This is a genomic window from Sulfitobacter sp. TCYB15 (genome assembly GCF_040435955.1).
GTDB classification, from domain to species: domain Bacteria; phylum Pseudomonadota; class Alphaproteobacteria; order Rhodobacterales; family Rhodobacteraceae; genus Sulfitobacter; species Sulfitobacter pontiacus.
Map to the genome: position 1 here is coordinate 2,568,046 of NZ_CP159193.1, position 19,264 is coordinate 2,587,309.

At 61.4% G+C, this 19,264-nt stretch carries 21 protein-coding genes; 9 read left to right on the forward strand and 12 right to left on the reverse strand.

All coding sequences use genetic code 11. The features are described 5' to 3' along the window. The first annotated feature begins 118 nt into the window (after positions 1 to 118). Together ABM428_RS12285 and ABM428_RS12290 are read left to right on the forward strand one after the other, a co-directional pair. Positions 119 to 991 carry an S-methyl-5'-thioadenosine phosphorylase gene (locus ABM428_RS12285; protein WP_009825108.1) on the forward strand — a complete coding sequence of 291 codons (873 nt, stop codon included), beginning with the start codon at positions 119 to 121 and terminating at the stop codon, positions 989 to 991. 214 nt (positions 992 to 1,205) lie between these two features. Next, the gene (locus ABM428_RS12290; RefSeq protein ID WP_074634648.1) at positions 1,206 to 1,736 is read left to right on the forward strand and encodes an adenine phosphoribosyltransferase; all 531 of its coding nucleotides are present in this window, start codon (positions 1,206 to 1,208) and stop codon (positions 1,734 to 1,736) included. 17 nt (positions 1,737 to 1,753) lie between these two features. On the opposite strand, the gene ABM428_RS12295 is transcribed toward ABM428_RS12290, so the two are convergent. The 3 genes from ABM428_RS12295 to ABM428_RS12305 are packed head-to-tail and all read right to left on the reverse strand — an operon-like array spanning position 1,754 to position 4,592. Continuing rightward, positions 1,754 to 3,175 (reverse strand): FAD-binding oxidoreductase, encoded by a 1,422-nt coding sequence (locus ABM428_RS12295; protein ID WP_180827971.1) that lies wholly within the window; start codon positions 3,173 to 3,175, stop codon positions 1,754 to 1,756. Between the two features lie 51 nt (positions 3,176 to 3,226). After that, entirely contained in the window at positions 3,227 to 4,012 is a 786-nt protein-coding gene (locus ABM428_RS12300) for an SseB family protein (RefSeq protein WP_353627980.1), read from the reverse strand. Beyond that, the gene (locus ABM428_RS12305; protein WP_353627981.1) at positions 4,005 to 4,592 is read right to left on the reverse strand and encodes a uracil-DNA glycosylase family protein; all 588 of its coding nucleotides are present in this window, start codon (positions 4,590 to 4,592) and stop codon (positions 4,005 to 4,007) included. Before ABM428_RS12305 ends, ABM428_RS12300 begins: the two co-directional genes overlap by 8 nt. A 126-nt stretch (positions 4,593 to 4,718) precedes the next feature. Here ABM428_RS12305 and ABM428_RS12310 point away from each other — a divergent pair, with 126 nt between their 5' ends. The 5 genes from ABM428_RS12310 (at position 4,719) to kdsA (ending at position 9,369) form a co-directional block, all read left to right on the forward strand. Then, a complete protein-coding gene (locus ABM428_RS12310; protein ID WP_184581641.1) occupies positions 4,719 to 5,075 on the forward strand; it encodes a metalloregulator ArsR/SmtB family transcription factor in 357 nt (118 codons plus the stop codon). Between the two features lie 12 nt (positions 5,076 to 5,087). Then, positions 5,088 to 5,990 carry a cation diffusion facilitator family transporter gene (locus ABM428_RS12315; RefSeq protein ID WP_353627982.1) on the forward strand — a complete coding sequence of 301 codons (903 nt, stop codon included), beginning with the start codon at positions 5,088 to 5,090 and terminating at the stop codon, positions 5,988 to 5,990. A 202-nt stretch (positions 5,991 to 6,192) separates the two neighbouring features. Then, positions 6,193 to 6,852 carry an ABC transporter ATP-binding protein gene (locus ABM428_RS12320; RefSeq protein ID WP_005849402.1) on the forward strand — a complete coding sequence of 220 codons (660 nt, stop codon included), beginning with the start codon at positions 6,193 to 6,195 and terminating at the stop codon, positions 6,850 to 6,852. Then, the gene (locus ABM428_RS12325) at positions 6,830 to 8,539 is read left to right on the forward strand and encodes a capsule biosynthesis protein (protein WP_353627983.1); all 1,710 of its coding nucleotides are present in this window, start codon (positions 6,830 to 6,832) and stop codon (positions 8,537 to 8,539) included. The genes ABM428_RS12320 and ABM428_RS12325 overlap by 23 nt, the downstream gene beginning before the upstream one ends. Then, entirely contained in the window at positions 8,536 to 9,369 is an 834-nt protein-coding gene (gene kdsA / locus ABM428_RS12330; RefSeq protein ID WP_005849405.1) for a 3-deoxy-8-phosphooctulonate synthase, read from the forward strand. Before ABM428_RS12325 ends, kdsA begins: the two co-directional genes overlap by 4 nt. A gap of 18 nt (positions 9,370 to 9,387) precedes the next feature. Here kdsA and ABM428_RS12335 read toward each other — a convergent pair whose 3' ends face one another. From ABM428_RS12335 to trmB, 8 genes are all read right to left on the reverse strand, one after another. Beyond that, positions 9,388 to 10,032 (reverse strand): phosphoribosylanthranilate isomerase, encoded by a 645-nt coding sequence (locus ABM428_RS12335; protein WP_353627984.1) that lies wholly within the window; start codon positions 10,030 to 10,032, stop codon positions 9,388 to 9,390. Positions 10,033 to 10,066: 34 nt separating this feature from the next. After that, positions 10,067 to 10,417, reverse strand: a complete 351-nt coding sequence (locus ABM428_RS12340; RefSeq protein ID WP_005849409.1) for a LapA family protein — start codon at positions 10,415 to 10,417, stop codon at positions 10,067 to 10,069. After that, positions 10,417 to 10,701 carry an integration host factor subunit beta gene (gene ihfB / locus ABM428_RS12345; RefSeq protein ID WP_005849411.1) on the reverse strand — a complete coding sequence of 95 codons (285 nt, stop codon included), beginning with the start codon at positions 10,699 to 10,701 and terminating at the stop codon, positions 10,417 to 10,419. Before ihfB ends, ABM428_RS12340 begins: the two co-directional genes overlap by 1 nt. 275 nt (positions 10,702 to 10,976) lie before the next feature. Continuing rightward, entirely contained in the window at positions 10,977 to 12,653 is a 1,677-nt protein-coding gene (gene rpsA, locus ABM428_RS12350; protein WP_235183804.1) for a 30S ribosomal protein S1, read from the reverse strand. A gap of 315 nt (positions 12,654 to 12,968) precedes the next feature. Next, positions 12,969 to 13,346 (reverse strand): rhodanese-like domain-containing protein, encoded by a 378-nt coding sequence (locus tag ABM428_RS12355; protein WP_260003470.1) that lies wholly within the window; start codon positions 13,344 to 13,346, stop codon positions 12,969 to 12,971. Between the two features lie 92 nt (positions 13,347 to 13,438). Next, positions 13,439 to 14,053: a d(CMP) kinase gene (locus ABM428_RS12360; protein WP_005849417.1), complete on the reverse strand. Its 615-nt coding sequence runs from the start codon at positions 14,051 to 14,053 to the stop codon at positions 13,439 to 13,441. After that, positions 14,053 to 15,405, reverse strand: coding sequence for a 3-phosphoshikimate 1-carboxyvinyltransferase (aroA, locus tag ABM428_RS12365; protein WP_353627985.1), 1,353 nt, complete (start codon positions 15,403 to 15,405; stop codon positions 14,053 to 14,055). The genes ABM428_RS12360 and aroA overlap by 1 nt, the downstream gene beginning before the upstream one ends. Before the next feature lie 92 nt (positions 15,406 to 15,497). Then, positions 15,498 to 16,199, reverse strand: coding sequence for a tRNA (guanosine(46)-N7)-methyltransferase TrmB (gene trmB / locus ABM428_RS12370; RefSeq protein ID WP_235183805.1), 702 nt, complete (start codon positions 16,197 to 16,199; stop codon positions 15,498 to 15,500). On the opposite strand from trmB, the gene ABM428_RS12375 reads away from it, so the two are divergent. Both ABM428_RS12375 and ABM428_RS12380 read left to right on the forward strand, forming a co-directional pair. Continuing rightward, positions 16,198 to 16,344 (forward strand): hypothetical protein, encoded by a 147-nt coding sequence (locus ABM428_RS12375; RefSeq protein ID WP_340269510.1) that lies wholly within the window; start codon positions 16,198 to 16,200, stop codon positions 16,342 to 16,344. The two genes, trmB and ABM428_RS12375, sit on opposite strands and share 2 nt — an antisense overlap. Positions 16,345 to 16,399: 55 nt before the next feature. Then, positions 16,400 to 18,010: a BCCT family transporter gene (locus ABM428_RS12380; RefSeq protein ID WP_132997716.1), complete on the forward strand. Its 1,611-nt coding sequence runs from the start codon at positions 16,400 to 16,402 to the stop codon at positions 18,008 to 18,010. A 65-nt stretch (positions 18,011 to 18,075) separates the two neighbouring features. Here ABM428_RS12380 and metK read toward each other — a convergent pair whose 3' ends face one another. After that, a complete protein-coding gene (gene metK, locus ABM428_RS12385) occupies positions 18,076 to 19,260 on the reverse strand; it encodes a methionine adenosyltransferase (protein WP_005849425.1) in 1,185 nt (394 codons plus the stop codon). Positions 19,261 to 19,264 lie beyond the last annotated feature (4 nt).

Below are 19,264 nucleotides of genomic sequence, written 5' to 3' on the forward strand. Positions count from 1 at the left end.
GCCTCCTAGCTGAAACGTGAACAAAATGGAAGGCACGCGACGGCGCGGGCCGGATTCAAGGCTTTTCCTATGGGCCAAGCTTGATACTCTGCGCACAACTCAATCCAAGGGCGACTTCATGACTCAGACGAAAATTGCCGTGATCGGCGGCTCCGGCATCTATGACATCAACGGGCTGGAGGGGGCCGAATGGCTTACCGTGGAAAGCCCCTGGGGCCCGCCCTCCGATGCGATCCTGACCGGGACGCTCGACGGGGTAGAGATGGCCTTTCTGCCGCGCCACGGGCGCGGACATGTGCATGCGCCCTCTACCGTTCCCTACCGTGCCAATATCGATGCGCTGAAACGGCTCGGCTGCACGGATGTGATCAGCGTCTCGGCCTGCGGGTCGTTCCGCGATGAAATGGCACCGGGAGATTTCGTGATCGTGGACCAGTTCATCGACCGCACCATCGCGCGGGAGAAATCTTTCTTCGGCACCGGCTGCGTGGCCCATGTCAGCGTGGCGCACCCCACCTGCCCGCGTTTGGGCGACGCCTGCGAAACCGCTGCGCGCGACGCGGGCATTAACGTGCACCGCGGCGGCACCTACCTTGCGATGGAGGGGCCGCAGTTCAGCACATTGGCGGAATCCAAGATGTACCGCGAAAGCTGGGGCGCGGATGTGATCGGCATGACCAATATGCCCGAAGCGAAATTGGCCCGCGAGGCAGAGCTTTGCTATGCCTCGGTCGCGATGATCACGGATTACGACAGCTGGCATCCGGACCACGGCGAGGTCGATGTGACCAAGATCATCGAGACCTTGATGGGCAATGCCGACAAGGGCCGTCAACTGGTCGCGCGCCTGCCCAAACTGCTAGGAGCCGACCGCGCCCCCTGCCCGCATGGCTGCGACCGTGCGTTGGAATATGCGATCATGACCCAGCCAGAAATGCGCGACGCGGCACTGGTGGCCAAGCTGGATGCCGTCGCGGGGCGCGTGCTTTAGGCGCACTGCAAACGCTGACGCAGCGCCCGTGGCGGATGCTGTGGCAGGTGAGTTTATTTGGCAAAATGAAGCGGGGCCTTGCGGTTTTGATGTGATGCCCCGCGGGGCCGCGCTGTGGAAGATGCTTGCTGACAGGGGGCGGGTCGCTTAACGCTGTGGCGCGGTTGTTGCGCTGGTGTGGCGACCGACCAAAGCCCAACGACCGGAGCACTGCATGAAACAGGTTCAAGATTACATCCGTACCATTGTCGATTTCCCCCACGAAGGGATCATGTTTCGCGATGTGACCACGCTTTTCGCCGACCCGCGCGGGTTCCGTATGGCCATCGACCAGATGCTGCACCCCTATGCCGGCATCGACATCGACAAGGTCGTCGGACTTGAGGCGCGCGGCTTTATTCTGGGGGGCGCGATCGCGCATCAGCTGTCCGTCGGCTTTGTGCCGATCCGCAAGAAGGGCAAGTTGCCCGGTCGCACCATCTCTCAGGATTACAAGCTGGAATACGGCGAGGCGATTGTGGAGCTGCACGACGACGCGATCCAGCCCGGTGAGAAGGTGTTGGTTGTCGACGATCTCCTGGCCACCGGTGGCACCGCCGAGGCGGGGATCAAGCTGATCCAGCGTTTGGGCGGCGAGATCGTGTCCTGCGCCTTTATCATCGACCTGCCGGAACTTGGCGGGCGCAAGCGGCTGGAAGCGATGGGGATGGAGGTCAACGCGCTTTGTGCCTTTGACGGCGCATAAACCGCGTTGCCGAGACTTTATTCCGGCGCGGGGAACATCGCGCCGGGGTTCATGATCCCGTTCGGATCCAGCGCCGCCTTGATCGCGCGCAACGCAGAGAGCTTCGCCGGATCGCTATAACGTTCGAGGTCTTTGACCTTGAGCCGCCCGATCCCGTGCTCCGCACTGACAGAGCCGCCGAGCTCGTGCACCAGATCATGGATCGCCGTCTTGATGGGCAAGCGATCCTCCAGATGATCCTCGCGGCTTCGGCCCTGCACGGGGAAAACGTTGTAGTGCAGGTTGCCGTCGCCCACATGGCCGAAACAATTGATCCTGAAATCGCCCAGCGCGCCGATTTTTTCCCCCGCGCGGATGATAAATTCGGGCAGCGCGCCCAAGGGGACCGAGATATCGTGGCTGGAGATCGACCCGATCTGGCGGTTGGCGTGGGGCATCATCTCGCGGACGGCCCAGAAATCTTCGGACTGCTGCTGACTTTGCGCGATAAGCCCGTCTGTCACCAGATCCGCCTCGAAGGCGGCGGCAAACAGCGTCTCGAGCGCCGCCATCGGGTCCAGATCACCGCTGAGGCCCAATTCGATCAGCACGCTCCATTCTGGCGGGGTGTCGAAGGGCTGGCGGAGTTCGGGCATCTTTTCGGTGAGGAAATCCAGCCCGACGCCGTTCATGATCTCGAACGCGCTGATCATCTCGCCCAATTGACTGCGCGCGAGCGACAGCAGCTTCAGCGCCGCCGCCGGAGAGTTCACGACCAGCAGCGCGGTCCCCGTCTTGGCGGGCCGCGGGAAGAGCTTGAGCGCCGCGGCGGTGATAACGCCAAGCGTGCCCTCGGCACCGACCAGCAGGTGACGCAGATCATAGCCGGTGTTGTTCTTGCGCAGCCGTGTCAGGCCGTTCCATATCTGGCCATCGGGCAGCACGGCCTCTAGCCCCAGACAGAGATCGCGGGCGTTGCCATAGCGCAGCACGCCGGTGCCGCCCGCATTTGTCGCGAGGTTCCCCCCAATTCGGGCAGAACCCTGTGCCGCGAGGGTCAGGGGAAACAGGCGATCCGCCGCCTCGGCGGCGTCTTGCACGTCGGACAGGATCATCCCCGCTTCGGCCACCAGCACGTTTTCATCGGGGTAGACGGCGCGAAGTTTGTTCATGCGTTCCAGCGACAGGATCAGCGGAGCGGGGCCAGAGTCTGCCACCTGGCCGCCCACAAGTCCGGTACCACCGCCATAGGGGATTACGCCGACCCGTGCTGCATTGGCATGGCGGATCAGTATCGCGACCTCTTCGACCGTGCGTGGCAGGGCCAGCACGGCCGATTTTCCGGCATAAAGCCCGCGGGGTTCTTCCAGATATCGGGGTTCGACCGCGCGAAAGACGTCGGGCGACAGATCGGCACGCAGCGCGGCCTCGAATGCGGGATCGGCGGGGTTCAATGTCATGGCCTATTGATCGCGCCAAGCGGGGCGGGATGCAAGCGGCTTTGGTCCTCGCTAATGCAGGATCGGCGGCTTTGACGGGTCAGAGCCGGGGGCCTCCATCCGCGGGGTTTTTTCCAGCGGGTCCATCTGGGGCAGATCAAAACGCAGCCCGACTTTCGACAGTTTTTCAACCGTCGGATCAGAGGGCGCGAAGAAGCCCACATCCATCGCCCCCGCATCGATACCCGAGAATGTCAGCGCCTCGGAAGCGGCACGAACCAGCGCGTCTTGTGCGCGCGGGATGGCCCCGACAAAGCCCAGCAGATGCCCGCGCCCGCCGCCGGCATATTCAACCCCGACCAGCCACGCCCCTGCCGCCATGCCTGTGGCGGTCGCCAGCTTGGCATCAATCGCGGCAATCAGCGTTTCGGGCAGGCCCTTGGGCGGCAGAACACGGTCGATGCGCGCCTCGACCTCTCCGGCTTCATGGGCGAGTGTGTCGCGCAGCCAAGCCACGGCGCTGTCGGGCAGCAGGATCGCCGAAGGTGCGACATCTAGGTTCACCGCCATGCCAAGCGGTTGGCCATCCAGCATCCCCGCAATCGCGCGCCCCGACAGTGCCACATAGGGCGCAGGCTGCCCGACATAGGCCGCAAGCCGTTCGATCCGGTCAAAGACCAGCACATAGGCGTCCTCAAGCAGGACAGGGCTGACCTGATCGGCGTCCGGTTCGGCTTCGAGCAGCAGGAAAAGCTCCACATCGGCCATGCGTTCATAGAACCGCAGGCGGGCAGCGTCATCGCTTTCATCGGCCATCATGGCGGCATGGGCGATGTCCAGGGGCGTCGCTTCAGTCATCCAGTACATTCCTTACAGCAGCGCGGAGCCGGGGAAGCACGTCCTCCTCGAACCACGGATTTTTCTTGAGCCAACCGGTATTGCGCCACGAGGGATGAGGCAAGGCAAAGACGCCCTTGGGGTGGTTTTGCCAATCGGCGGCGGCGCGGGTGACTGTGGTGAACCCGGGCAGGTGATAGCGCATGGCATAGGCCCCGATCAACACGGTCAGCCGGACATCGGGCACGGTATCCAGCGCCCGGGCCCGCCATGTTTTCGCACAGATCGGCGGAGGCGGCAGATCGCTGCCCTTGGCGTCATAGCCCGGAAAGCAGAAGGCCATGGGGATGATCGCCACGCGGCTGCGGTCGTAAAAGGTCGTCTCGTCCACGCCCAACCAGTCGCGCAGCCGTTTGCCCGAGGCATCCCAGAAGGGGGTGTTCGCCTCGTGCACTTTCAACCCCGGCGCTTGCGAGGCGATCAGCAGCCGCGCGCTCGGTTGGAACCAGACCACCGGATTGGGCCGGTGCCCCGTCGCCGTAGCCGCAAAGCGGTCGGCGCAGAGGGTGCATTGGCTGAGTTCGGGGCGGATGTCGGTCATGGGGGTAGACCTAAGCGGTGGCGCGCCGGTTTCAAAGGGGGCGGTGACGCGGTGGTGTCCAGCACTCATTTCGAAACCTTTCGAAATGAGCTTGACGCAGCTAATCATTTCTATATTTCTAAAAACATGAAAATGAATCCCGCCTCCCCCCATGACCTTGCCTTGGCTGCTGCGCGCTTTGCCGCGCTCGGGTCAGAGCAACGGTTGCAAGTTCTCCGTTTGCTGGTGCGCGCGGGCCCTGACGGGCTGACCATTGGCACGCTGGGTGATCGCGCGGGCATCACCGGGTCCACGCTGACCCATCATCTGAAACTGCTTGTAGCCGCGGGGCTGGTGCGCCAGCAGCGGCAGGGGCGCAGCATCATCTGCGCGGCGGTATCCCATGATGCGGTACAGGATCTATCCGAGTTCCTGATGACAGAGTGTTGCGCCGACGCCGCGGTCCCCTGCCCTGATCATCCTCACAGTTCACACCACAGATAGCGAAAGCCGCCCATGTCACACGGTCACCACCATCACGTCGATCCCGACAGCGGCGACGGCAAGATTGCCCTCGCGGTGGCGATCAACCTCGGCCTCACGGTCGCGCAGGTCATCGGCGGGATCGTCGCGGGCAGCCTGTCGCTGATCGCCGATGCGCTGCATAACTTCAGCGACGCCATCGCGCTGATCATCGCCTTTGCCGCACGCAAGATCGCCCGCCGTCCGGCCAATGCAGATATGACCTTTGGTTACGGCCGGATCGAGGCGGTCGCGGCGCTGATCAACTATACCACCTTGATCGTGATCGGCCTGTATCTGGTCTATGAGGCCGCGATGCGCTTTGCCAATCCCGAACCCGTGGCGGGCTGGATCGTGGTGATCGTCGCTGGCATCGCCTTGCTGGTGGATCTGGGCACCGCCGCGTTGACCTTTCGCGCATCGAAATCCAGCGTGAACATCCGCGCGGCCTTTTTGCACAATGTGGCCGATGCCTTGGGGTCGGTTGCCGTGATCGTGGCGGGGACGCTGATGATACTGTTCGGCTGGGCTTGGGTGGACCCATTGGCCACGCTGCTGATTGCAGGATACATCCTTTGGCAATCCGCGACCGAACTGCCGCAGGTGGCGCGGATCTTGATGCTTGCCTCGCCCGATGCGCTGCGCACCGAAGACGTGATCGCGGCACTGCGCGACCAGCCTGGCGTTACAGACGTTCATCATGTCCACCTGTGGCTGATGGAGGAACACGGCGCTGCCTTTGACGCCCATATCGTCGCCGAACTAGGCACCGACCCAAGCGCCCTGCGTCAAGCCTTGAAATCCTACCTGAAGTCCGAGTTCGATCTGAACCACGTCACGCTGGAGCTTGAGACCCAGGATGCCCATTGCCACGATGCCAAGGTGATCGGTCACTAACACCCGCACCCCTCGACCTTTCGTATAGCGCGCCCTGCAAACCATCGCCGATGGCACCGCCTTCGGGCGCGTGGGTCGTTTTGGCTCCTTGTAAATTCGGCCTCAACTACGACATAATATAGTCAAAATAGAGGGCTAGACACCGCCCAAGGCTCGGGAAACAGGGCGCGACATACCCGCAACAGCACCAATCGGAGCAGGCATGCTGGAATTCGACAACGTCTCCAAGTCCTTTTGGACTGGCACGCAACACAAGGTCATTCTCGACCATGTGTCATTTCGTGTGGATTTGGGGCATTCCCTTGGCATCCTCGCCCCGAACGGCACCGGCAAGACGACCCTTATCAATATGATGGCAGGGCTGGAAAAGCCGGACGAAGGTGAAATCAGGCGCGGCTGCAACATCAGCTTCCCGCTGGGGTTCATGGGCGGTGTCGTCAACAAGGTTTCCGCGGTAGAGAATGCCCGTTATATTGCCCGTCTCTATGGGCTGGACCCTGACTACGTCGAAAGCTTTTGTCGCTGGCTGTGTGGGTTGGGGGAATATTTTGACCAGCCCGTCGGGACATATTCGGCCGGGATGAAATCACGGTTTTCGTTTTCACTGCTGCTTGCGCTTGATTTCGACATCTATTTGATCGACGAAGGCATGCCGAGCACCACAGATGTGGAGTTCAACCGCAAGGCGGGCGAAATTCTGCAAGAACGGCTGCGCACGACGACGATCATCATCGTTTCGCACCAAGCCGAGACGTTGGAACAATTCGCGCGGTCCGCTGCTGTCTTGCTTGGCGGAAAGCTACATATCTTCGACACCTTGGAAGAGGCCAAACAGCTTTATGACTACGAAACCCAAGGCTAGAAAATTCCGCATCAAACGTGCGACCCCCGCTGCGGCCCCCAAGGGGAACGATGCGGTCGAACGTGATGCCCCCGCGTCAGCCACGCCAAAGCCGCAGGCCCCTGACGCCCCACGCGCTGCGGCTGCATCGCGCGGCGAAGCACCGAGAGCTGCAGCGCCCAGCCAAGCTGCCGCTGCCTCCGCTGCGCGCCCGACCCCGCCCTCCGACGCCCGCAGCGGCGAGGTGTCATCGGCGACCGAAGTCAGCGGAGAGCAGGACATCGACGCGATCCGCCGCGAAGGGCTGACCGGCCGCCAATTGCGCATGGCCCGTCGCGTGGCGCAAAAACACGGGCTTGCCCCGACCTCTGACTTCGATGCGGTGCGGTTGCTGCGCGCCGAAGGGATCGACCCGTTCCAACGTTCCAACATGCTGGAACTGGTCGTTCCTCAGGACAAGCAATCCACCGGCACGGCACTGCAGAAAGGGCGCATCCAGCTTCCCCAGACAGTCCCTGCCGGGGGGCGCAATCTGCCCTCGACCGACGTTAATCCGATGGAACGCCGCATGCGCGAGATCTCGGACATCCAGCGCGACATCACCAAGCGCCGCCGTCGCAAGATGGGGCTGCTTATGGTGCGTCTGGCCTTCTTTGTCGGGCTACCCACAATCATGGGCGGGTATTATTTCTACAACATCGCCACGCCGATGTATGCGACAGACAGCCAGTTCCTGATTATCCAGAACGAAGGCACAGGCGGGCTTGGCCCCCTTGGCGGGCTGCTGCCGACGCAATTTGCCAACTCCGCCGATAGTATCGCGACACAAAGCTACCTCCAGTCAAAAGACGCGATGCTGCGGCTGGACCGTGATGTCGGCTTTATGAAGCATTTCTCGGACCCCGCGATCGACCCGATCCAGCGGATGAACCCTGACGCGTCGAACGAGGAAGCGTATAAACACTATAAGGACAACGTCAAAATCGGCTACGACCCGACCGAAGGCATGATCCGGATGGAGGTGATTGCCGCCGATCCCGAGGTCGCGAAAGACTTTTCCGAACACCTGCTGGAATATGCCGAAGAACGCGTGAACGCCCTGTCGCAGCAAAAGCGCGAAGACGGCATGCGCGACGCCCGCGAAGCCTATGAGCAGACGGTCGCCAAACGCCGCGAGGCGCAGGAAGCGCTGATCAAGCTGCAGGTCGACAACGGGGTGGACCCGCAGGCAGTCATCGCGTCGATCCGCGGGCAGATCACCAATTATGAAACCTTGCTGCTGGAAAAAGAGCTTGAACTTGCCGCCCTGCTCGACAACCCGCGCCCGAACCGCGCCAAGGTGGACGGTGCCCAAGGCGACGTGCGCCGGCTTAGCGCGCAGCTGGACAAGCTGAACGAACGCATGAACAGCGCGACCGAGGGCACCAACTCGCTTGCACAACAAGCGGTCAGCTTGCAACTGGCGCAGGCCGATCTGGCCGCGGCAGATGCCGCCTTGCAGGCGTCCCAGACCCAGATGGAACAAGCCCGCACAGAGGCCAGCCGTCAGGTCCGATATCTGACCGTCGCGGTGCGTCCGGTGGCGTCGCAAAGCGCCTCATACCCACGCAAGTTCGAGAACACGATTTTGACATTCCTGATCTTTGCGGGCATCTACCTCATGCTATCGCTGACCTCCTCCATTCTGAAAGAACAGGTAACAAAATGACCCAAGTCACCGTTGGAAATGTCGTCATCGGGAATGATCGCCCGCTGACGGTGATCGCAGGCCCCTGCCAGCTGGAAAGCGAAACCCACGCCCAGATGATCGCCGGCCAGATGAAAGAGGCATGCGATGCCGTGGGCGCCCAGTTCGTGTTCAAGGCGAGCTATGACAAAGCCAACCGCACTTCCCTTGGTGGCAAACGCGGGCTTGGCATCGACGAAGGTCTGGCTGTGCTGCAATCGGTGGGCAAATCCATCGGCGTGCCCGTCCTGACCGACGTGCATACCGAAGCGCAATGCGCCATCGCGGCCGAGGCTGTCGACATCCTGCAAATCCCCGCCTTCCTGTGCCGCCAGACCGATATGCTGCTGGCCGCGGGCAATACGGGCAAGGTTGTGAACGTCAAAAAGGGTCAGTTTCTGGCCCCGTGGGATATGCCCAATGTCGTCGCCAAGATCGAATCCACCGGCAACAAGCGTATCCTGCTGACCGAACGCGGCACCTCCTTTGGCTACAACACGCTGGTCGCTGACATGCGCAGCCTGCCGCAGATGGCGCAAACCGGATACCCTGTCGTGATGGACGCGACCCATTCAGTCCAGCAGCCCGGCGGGCAAGGTGGCTCCAGCGGCGGACAGCGCGAGTTCGCCCCCGTCATGGCCCGTGCAGCGGTCGCGATTGGCGTGGGCGCGGTCTTTATCGAGACCCACGAAGACCCGGACAACGCACCGTCGGACGGGCCGAACATGATCTATCTGGATCAGATGCCTGCACTGGTTGCGTCGTTGATGAAATTCGACGCGCTGGCCAAGGAATACCCCCTCACCTTCTAAGGGGCCATCCTGCCAATACTAGACCTTCGCGGCGTTTCCGAATGCCGCGATCAGCCCTGCGTCCTTTACACCCGGCGCGCTTTCCACACCGGAAGAGACATCTACCTGCCGTGCGCCGGTCATACGGGCGGCCTGAGCCACATTGTCGGGGGTCAGCCCCCCTGCCAGCATCCACGGCTTGTCCCATGTGCGATCTGCGATCAGGCGCCAGTCAAACGACAATCCATTGCCACCGGGCAGCGCTGCCCCTTTGGGCGGTTTCGCATCGATCAGGATCTGGTCCGCCACGGCCATATAGGCATCAATCTGTGGCAGGTCATCTGCATCGGCCACACCGACTGCTTTCATCACCGGCAGCCCATAGCGCGCCTTGACCTCGGCGACACGCTTGGGCGTTTCCTTGCCGTGTAGCTGCAGCATATCAATAGGCACAGCCGCCGTCAGCGCATCCAGAAAGGCGTCATCCGCGTTGACCGTCAACGCGACCTTACACAGCCCCGTTGGCACCTCTATGGCCAGTTCAGCGGCTTGATCAATCGTGACGTGCCGGGGGGATTTTTCAAAGAAGACAAAGCCGACATAGCGCGCACCGGCCGCAGCGGCCGCCGCAATATCCTGCGTGCTGCGCAATCCGCAGAATTTCACGTGCAAATTTTGGGTCATCGGATGGTTCCTGCGCTAAGGGGCATAGGCCCGCTTAGCTTGCTTGATCCAGCAGCGCCAGAACCTCGTCCTGGTCCTGATATTTCTCGCCCTTCAGGCGTGCGACTTCACGTTCCAGACGGCGCATTTCGCGGGCCTGACGTGCGGCTTCGGCACGCTGGCCGTATTCGCGGATCCATTCCCAGACGAAACCCACCAGCAGACCGGCGATGATGCTGCCCAGAATAACAAGGAACAGCGGCACCTGGATTTCAGGGTTCAACGCGAACCAGCCCGATACCTCGGTCGGTAGCAACTTCAGCGACACCATAGACCGGTTGGCCAAGGCAACCGCGATCAGTGCAATGGCGAAGATTGCGATGCAGAGGTAGCGAACATAACGCATTAGGAATTCCCGTTTAAACGATCTCTAAGCAGTTTACCGGTCTTGAAGAACGGCACGTGCTTTTCTTCTACATGAACCGTTTCCCCAGTGCGAGGGTTCCGGCCCACACGGGCGTCACGTTTTTTCACTGAAAAGGCACCAAAGCCGCGCAGCTCTACCCGATCACCGTCGGACATCGCGCCGGTGATCTCTTCGAAGATGGTATTTACGATCCGTTCCACGTCGCGCTGATAGAGATGGGGATTGTCGTCGGCAATCTTCTGGATCAGTTCTGACCGGATCATTTAACGTCCTCCGAGGTGCGCAATTAATGTCTTAACTAGATGGGACTATAGCAAACCAAACGCGTTCGTGAAGTCATGCATATTTCTATTATTGCGATTAAGTAGCGGGAAGTCGCTGTTTTCCAGTCATTTTTTAGTCACATTTCACGCAGCCACCCGGAACAGCGCCGCCAGCCGCCCTTCCCTGCCCCTCGCCACAGATTGCGATTCGCAACGAAAAAGGGCCCCGCAGTCTGCACTGCGAGGCCCCTGATCTGTGCAACAAGCGCTAAGGCTTATTCGTCGCCTTTCAGAGCGGCACCCAGGATATCACCCAAGGATGCGCCGGAGTCAGAGGAGCCATACTGCTCGACTGCTTCTTTCTCTTCTGCGATTTCGCGTGCTTTGATCGACACGCCCAGACGGTGCGCTTTCGCGTCAACGTTGGTGATGCGTACGTCAACCTTGTCACCGACCGAGAAACGCTCGGGGCGCTGTTCGGCGCGGTCACGCGACAGATCGGAGCGACGGATGAAGGCTTTCATGCCTTCGTATTCGACTTCGATGCCACCGTCTTCGATGGAGGTCACGGTCACAGTCACAACGGAACCGCGCTTCACGCCGCCCACTGCTTCTGCGAACTTGTCGCCGCCCACACCTTTGATCGACAGGCTGATGCGTTCTTTTTCCACGTCAACTTCGGAAACAACGGCCTGAACCGTGTCACCTTTGCGGTAGTCCTGGATCGCTTCTTCGCCGCGCTGGTCCCAGCTCAGGTCAGAGAGGTGAACCATGCCGTCGATGTCGCCTGGCAGGCCAACAAACAGACCGAATTCGGTGATGTTTTTGACTTCGCCTTCGACTTCGGTGCCTTCTGGGTGTGTTTCAGCAAACACTTCCCATGGGTTGCGCATGGTCTGTTTCAGACCAAGGGAAACGCGACGCTTGGCGCCATCGATTTCCAGAACCATGACTTCGACTTCTTGGCTGGTGGAAACGATCTTGCCGGGGTGTACGTTCTTCTTTGTCCAGGACATTTCGGAAACGTGAACCAGACCTTCAACGCCTGGCTCCAGCTCAACAAATGCACCGTAATCGGTGATGTTGGTGACGCGGCCAGTGTGCGTGGATTCCAGCGGGTACTTGGCTTGAACCAGATCCCATGGATCTTCTTGCAGCTGTTTCATACCCAAGGAGATGCGGTGCGTCTCTTTGTTGATCTTGATGACCTGAACCTTGATGGTTTCGCCGATCGACAGGATCTCGGATGGGTGGTTCACACGGCGCCATGCCATGTCTGTGACGTGCAGCAGGCCGTCAACACCGCCCAGATCAACGAAGGCACCGTATTCGGTGATGTTCTTGACCACACCGTCAACTTCCTGACCTTCGGTCAGGTTGCCGATCACTTCGGCACGCTGTTCGGCACGGGATTCTTCAAGGATTGCACGACGCGATACAACGATGTTGCCACGACGACGGTCCATTTTCAGAACTTGGAACGGCTGCTTCAGACCCATCAGAGGGCCGGCATCGCGCACGGGGCGCACGTCGACTTGAGAACCGGGAAGGAAGGCAACTGCGCCGCCCAGATCAACGGTAAAGCCACCTTTAACGCGGCCAAAGATCGCGCCTTCAACGCGCTCTTCTGCGGCATAGGCTTTTTCCAGACGGTCCCAGGCTTCTTCGCGACGGGCCATCTCGCGCGAGATGACAGCTTCACCACGGGAGTTTTCGACCTGACGCAGGAATACTTCGACTTCGTCGCCGACTTCCACTTTGGGTGCTTCGCCAGGCTCGGCAAATTCTTTCAGTTCAACGCGGCCTTCCATCTTGTAGCCTACGTCGATAATAGCTTGGCCCGCTTCGATCGCGATAACCTTGCCTTTGACAACAGAGCCCTCTTCGGGCGTGTCCATTTCAAAGCTTTCTTCCAAAAGTGCTTCGAAGTCTTCCATTGAGTTCATAGCCATGTAGCTTGATTTTCCTTTAGCATTTGGTTTCTGGCCGCGCGGTTGTCTCCGCCGGTCTGTGGTTAAAATTGTCATCCGCGATGGGATTCGATCCGCAAAACAAAGAGGGCCGGATGAAACCGACCCTGCCTGATATCTCGCGCCCGAAACGTGTATCCGCCCCTTAGACAGTCGCGCGTATAGCCCTGTTTCGGGGCAAAGGCAAGGGCTGGCACAGGTGATCCCCTGTTCATACAGGTTCATACAGGGCGATGTCAGCAAAAAGGGCAGACCGCAGCCTGCCCTTGTCCATTCCGTCATCCGCGCAATGTGGTATCAGCTTTCAGTCGGGCCGCCCGCCTCTTTCCAGCCGGGAAAACCGCCGATGTTGGTGACATTCGTATAGCCCATGTCGTGCAGCGTCTTACCCGACAGCGCGGCCTGACCGCCCGCGCCGCAGATCAGGTAAATCTCTGCGTCTTTTTCGAAGATCGGGTTATACATCTCTTCCTTGTTGGGGTCGGCGCGGAATTCGATCATGCCGCGCGGCACACGATGCGCGCCCTTGATGGTCCCGCTTTTAGCGATGTCGCCGGAATCGCGCACGTCGATAAAGACGCCCTTGCCTTCGGCATGTTTCGCAATCGCGTCCTTGGCGTCCATCTTGGGGACAACGGCATTCGCATCGTCGAGATAGTCTTGAGCGGTCTTCATAGTCAGCACCTCTTGTTTATTCCTATCGTGCCCAGCCTATCGCCAGACACGTCCCAGACCAACGTCAGGCAGCGACATTCGTTCCGCCGCGTTTAGTCACGTCGACGTGCGGCCACCAGTTCGATGGCGCGGGCCACGGCTGTTTCGATATCCATGGTCGAGGTATCCATCAGCTCTGCATCCTCGGCGGGCTTCAACGGTGCCTCGGCGCGGGTGCTGTCGCGGGCATCGCGGGCCTGCACATCGGCCAGCACCCCTTCCAGCGTGACCTCGGCCCCCTTGGCGCTAAGCTCGGCAAAGCGGCGCTGTGCACGGACCTCGGGCGTGGCGGTAATGAACAGCTTGACCGGCGCATCGGGGCAGATCACCGTGCCAATGTCGCGCCCGTCCAGCACCGCGCCCCCTGCCCGCATGGCAAAGCTGCGCTGGAAATCGACCAAGGCGGCCCGCACAGCGGGGATCGCAGCCGCGCGGCTCGCGGCCTCTGCCACGGCGTTGGTGCGCAGCTGGTCATTCTCAAGATCATCGGCTTGCAGGGTCAGGGCGGCCTCTTCGGCGGTCATGCCCTCCAGCACTTTCGCCCCTACGGCGCGATAGAGCAGGCCGGTGTCCAGATGCGCAAAGCCGAAATGCGCCGCAACTGCGCGCCCGACAGTGCCCTTGCCCGCCGCAGCCGGCCCGTCAATCGCAACGGTAAAGCCCAGCATCACGCACCCCCCCGCGTCACATCCGCGCCAAGGCGTTTCATCAGCGGCTCGAAGATCGGGAAGGACGTGGTGATCGGCGACCCGTCGTCCACACTGACAGGCGAGGTTGCGGCCATGCCAAGGATCATAAAGGACATCGCGATGCGGTGGTCCAGCTGGCTGGCGCAGGTGGCCCCGCCCGGCACGTTCCCGTGCCCCCGTCCGGTGACCGCCCACCAATCGGGGCCCTCGTCCACTTCGATCCCATTGGCGCGCAGCCCCTTGGCCATCGCGTCGATCCGATCGCTTTCTTTGACCCGCAGCTCTTTCACGCCGCGCATCATGGTCTGGCCCTGCGCAAAGGCGGCCACGACAGAAAGCACCGGATATTCGTCGATCATCGACGCCGCACGCGCTGGCGGCACCTCGATCCCTTTGAGGTCGGGCGAGAATTTGGCGCGCAGGTCGGCGACGGGCTCGCCGCCCTCGATCCGCTCATTCTCATAGGTCAGATTGGCCCCCATCTCGCGCAGCGTGGTGAACAGCCCCGCCCGTGTCGGGTTCAGCCCGATCCCCGGCACCAGCACGTCGGATCCCGGCACGATCAGGGCAGCACAGACCGGAAACGCAGCCGAGGACGGATCGCGCGGCACATCCACATGCTGGGCCTGTAGCTCCGGCTGGCCGGTCAGAGTGATCACACGGCCCTCATCCGTGTCTTCCACCGAGATCTCGGCACCGAAGCCCGCCAACATCCGCTCCGTATGGTCGCGCGTGGCCTCGGCCTCGATCACGACGGTCTTGCCGGGGGCGTTCAGCCCTGCCAGCAACACGGCGGATTTCACCTGTGCGGACGGCACTGGCACCGTGTAGCGCACGGGCACAGGGTCAGCCGCCCCCACGATGGTCATGGGCAGGCGTCCGCCCTTGCGCCCGACAGATTGCGTGCCGAACAAGGCCAGCGGATCGGTGACCCGTGCCATGGGGCGGCCGTTCAGGCTGGCGTCGCCGGTGAATGTCGCGGTGATGGGGGAGGTCGCCATTGACCCCATGATCAAGCGCACCCCCGTGCCCGAGTTTCCGCAGTCGATCACCCCGTCCGGTTCTGCGAAACCGCCCACGCCCACACCGCGCACAGACCAGTTGCCGCCGCCCATATTGGTGACTTCCGCGCCAAAGGCCTGCATCGCCTTGGCCGTGTCCAGCACGTCGTCGCCTTCAAGCAATCCGCTGATGGTGGTTTCGCCGATGCACATCGCGCCCAAAATCAAGGACCGGTGCGAGATCGACTTGTCCCCCGGCACCTCGGCCACGCCGGACAGCGGGCCGCAAGCGGTAGAGGTCATCGGGACGGGCGTGGCGTGGCTGGACATGGATAACCCTCAAAAAAACTTCCTGAAAGCCCGTCTTAAACCAGCGATCCCGCCCCGTCCATTGCCAGCGTTCTTGGCCCGCGCCCGCCCGCTTAGGTCTTGCGGAAAGTCAGATAGTGCGGCACGCGCCCCTCGCGCAGGGCTTTTTGTTCGTAGCGGGTAGAAATCCAATCGCCCCAGGGTTCTTTCCAGTCGCCGGGGCGTTCCGCCAGCCATTCGAACCCGTGGCGTGGCACCTGCTCAAGCGTCTGGCGCACATAGTCTTCGATGTCCGTGGCAACGCGAAAGATCGCGCCGGGCTTGAGCACCTTGGCCAGCGGCTCAAGGTGTTCCGGCGTCACAAAGCGACGACGGTGGTGGCGCGTTTTCGGCCACGGATCGGGGTACAGCAGGAAAGCGCGGTCAATCGACGCCTCTGGCAGCACGTCAAAGATATCGCGTGCATCGCCCGGATGGATCGCCACGTTATCGACACCCGCGCGGCGGATCTTGCCCAACAGCATCGCGACCCCGTTGATGTAAGGTTCGCAGCCGATGATGCCCACGTCAGGGTTTTGCGCCGCCTGATGCACCATATGTTCGCCGCCGCCAAAACCGACCTCCAGCCAGACGGGCTTGCCGCCAAACAGCGTCGGCAGGTCCAGCGGTGTACGGTCGGGGTTCGCGTCCCAATCGACAGGACCGGGCGACAGCGCCTCTAGATCCTCTTCGATATAGCCTTTCTGGCTTTGCTTAAGCGATTTGCCTTTAAGGCGACCGTAGAAATTGCGGCGGGGGCGTTCAGGATGTGTCATGGCGCTGGCTTTAGCCTGCGCGGGGCACGGGCGCAACATTTCGCGTAACCCTGCGCCGCAAAAGCCCACGCGCCCCATGCGCAACGGCGGTGCCGCCCCTGTGAAGCGCAGCAAAACCGGAACGATCACGGGGACTTTACGTTGAGCTACAGGGTTCTACCTGACCAAGAACCGATCATAATGCAGCGGAGGACATGCGAATGCGGGAACTGGCAAGCCGACTAGGACTACGAACGGATCCTACGATATTCTTTGTTTCCGCCCTGTGTACCGCCCTATTTGTACTGGCTCTTGTCCTTGCCCCTGAACCGATCGGGGATGCTTTCGCCGCAGGCCGCGCCTGGATCGTATCGCATCTGGGCTGGTTCTTTATTCTTGGCGTCAACGTCTGGCTGGGCTTTCTGATCTGGGCCGCGATGAGCCGTCACGGCCATATCCGCCTTGGCCCGCGCGACAGCCGGCCCGAGTATACAAACCTGTCGTGGTTCACCATGCTTTTCGCGGGCGGCATCGGCACCGTGCTGATGTTCTGGGGCGTGGCCGAACCGATCAGTCATTTTTCGGACCCGCCCCTGCCCGGCGTTGAACCTTTCACGGAACAGGCCGCACAAGACGCCATCTCTATCGCCACATACCACCTTGCGCTGCACACCTGGACGATCTTCGCGCTGCCCGGTCTGGCCTTTGCCTATTTCATCAACCGCTATGATCTACCCGTGCGGGTCAGTTCGGTCTTTTACCCGCTGTTGAAAGAGCGCATCCACGGCCCTTGGGGCAAGGCGATCGACATTGCGTCGATCCTCGGCACGCTGTTCGGCGTCGCGGTCTCGCTTGGGCTGGGGTCATCGCAGATCGCAGCGGGTCTGTCGGCGCTGTTTGGGTGGAACGACGGCGTGCCGCTGCAGGTCGGCATCCTGACCGCGCTGACCGCCGTTGCCGTGGTGTCTATCGTGGCGGGGCTGGATAAGGGGGTAAAGCTGCTGTCCAACCTCAATATCGGCATGGCCGTGGCGTTGATGGTCTTTGTGCTGGTGACCGGTTCGACCCTGTTCCTGCTGCGCGGCATGGTCGAGACCTTTGGCCTGTACCTAAGCAACCTGCCACGGCTCGCCTTCTGGAATGATATGCTTGCCGATACCAATCCCGCGAATGGGGATTGGGGCTGGCAAGGCAGCTGGACGGTGTTCTACTGGGCCTGGACGGTCACATGGTCGCCCTTCATCGGGCTTTTCGTCGCGCGGATTTCGCGGGGGCGCACGATACGGGAGTTCGTCTTTGGCGTGCTGCTGGCCCCGTCGCTGTTCACGTTGATCTGGTTCTCTATCTTCGGCTGGCAAGCGATGGAGATTGACGGCATCGGCACCGCCGCGCGCACGGCTCTTGGCGCGCAGGCCGGTTCGCTGAGCGTCGCAGTGGCTGACTCAGTCCCGCTTGCCATGTTCGCGTTTTTCGAAAGCTTCCCTTTCGCCGATATCGTGCAGGGTATCGCCGTGCTGGTGGTGGCGATCTTCTTTGCAACATCTTCGGATTCCGCGTCGCTGGTTGTCGACATGCTATGCACCGGTTCGCCCGAACCCGGCCCCACCCGCCAGCGGGTGTTCTGGGGCGTGTCCGAAGGGCTGGTCGCCGCGATGCTGCTGATCCTTGCAGGCGATCTGGGGCTGACCGCCTTGCAACAGGTGATCACGGTCGTCGGCTTGCCGATCTTCCTGCTGGTCTTTGCGATGATCCCTTCGCTGATCAAGGGGTTCCGGACCGAAGATATCGACCACGTCTCTATCGGCAAACGCCCCGGCCTAGGGGATCTATAGCAGCCCCCATCAACGCAAAAGGGCAGCCCATCGGGGCTGCCCTTTGTTGTACCAAGAAGCAGTGTTTACAGCGCGGCCTTCAGCGCATCGACCAGATCGGTCTTTTCCCAGCTAAAGCCGCCATCCGCTTCGGGCGCCCGACCAAAGTGACCGTAGGCCGCGGTGCGTTCAAAGATGGGGCGGTTCAACTGCAGATGCTCGCGGATGCCGCGCGGTGTCAGGTCGATGATCTGGCGGATCGCCTTTTCAATCGCCGCATCCGTGACATCCGCGTCGCCCCCATAGGTATCGCAGTAGATCGACAGGGGTTTGGACACGCCGATGGCATAACTCAGCTGGATCGTACACTTTTCGGCCAGACCGGCAGCCACGACGTTTTTCGCCAGATAGCGCGCCACATAGGCGGCAGAGCGGTCAACCTTCGTCGGGTCTTTCCCCGAGAACGCGCCGCCCCCATGCGGTGCCGCGCCGCCATAAGTATCCACAATGATCTTGCGCCCGGTCAGGCCCGCGTCGCCGTCAGGGCCGCCGATGACAAAGGTCCCCGTCGGGTTCACCCACCATTCGGTGTCGGGGGTGATCCAGCCTTCGGGCAGAACCTGTGTGATATAGGGTTCGACGATGTCGCGGATGTCGGCACTGGTCTGGCCTGCATCGGCGTGTTGCGTCGACAAGACGATAGAGGACACGCCAACAGGCTTGCCGTCTTCATAGCGCACGGAAAGCTGGCTTTTGGCGTCGGGGCGCAATGTCGGCTCTGTCCCGTCTTTGCGCACTTCGGCTAGACGGCGCAGGATCGCATGGGCATAGTGGATCGGCGCCGGCATCAGCTCTGGCGTCTCGTTAGTGGCGAAACCGAACATGATGCCCTGATCGCCTGCGCCTTCTTCCTTGTCGCCTGAGGCATCCACGCCTTGCGCGATATGCGCCGACTGCGGGTGCAGCAAGTTGGTGATCTCGCAGGTGGCGTGGTGGAATTCATCCTGCTCGTAGCCGATGTCCTTGATGCAGGCGCGGGCGATGCCGTCGATCTTGCCAAGGTATTCATCCAGCTTGTCCTTGTTCGACAGGCCAACCTCGCCGCCGATGACCACGCGATTGGTGGTGGCAAAGGTCTCCGCTGCGACACGCGCTTCGGGTTCTTCGGTCAGAAAGGCATCAAGTACGGCGTCGGAAATCCGGTCGCAGACCTTATCCGGGTGGCCCTCGGAAACGGATTCCGAAGTGAACGTGTAGTTTTTGCGGGACATTTAG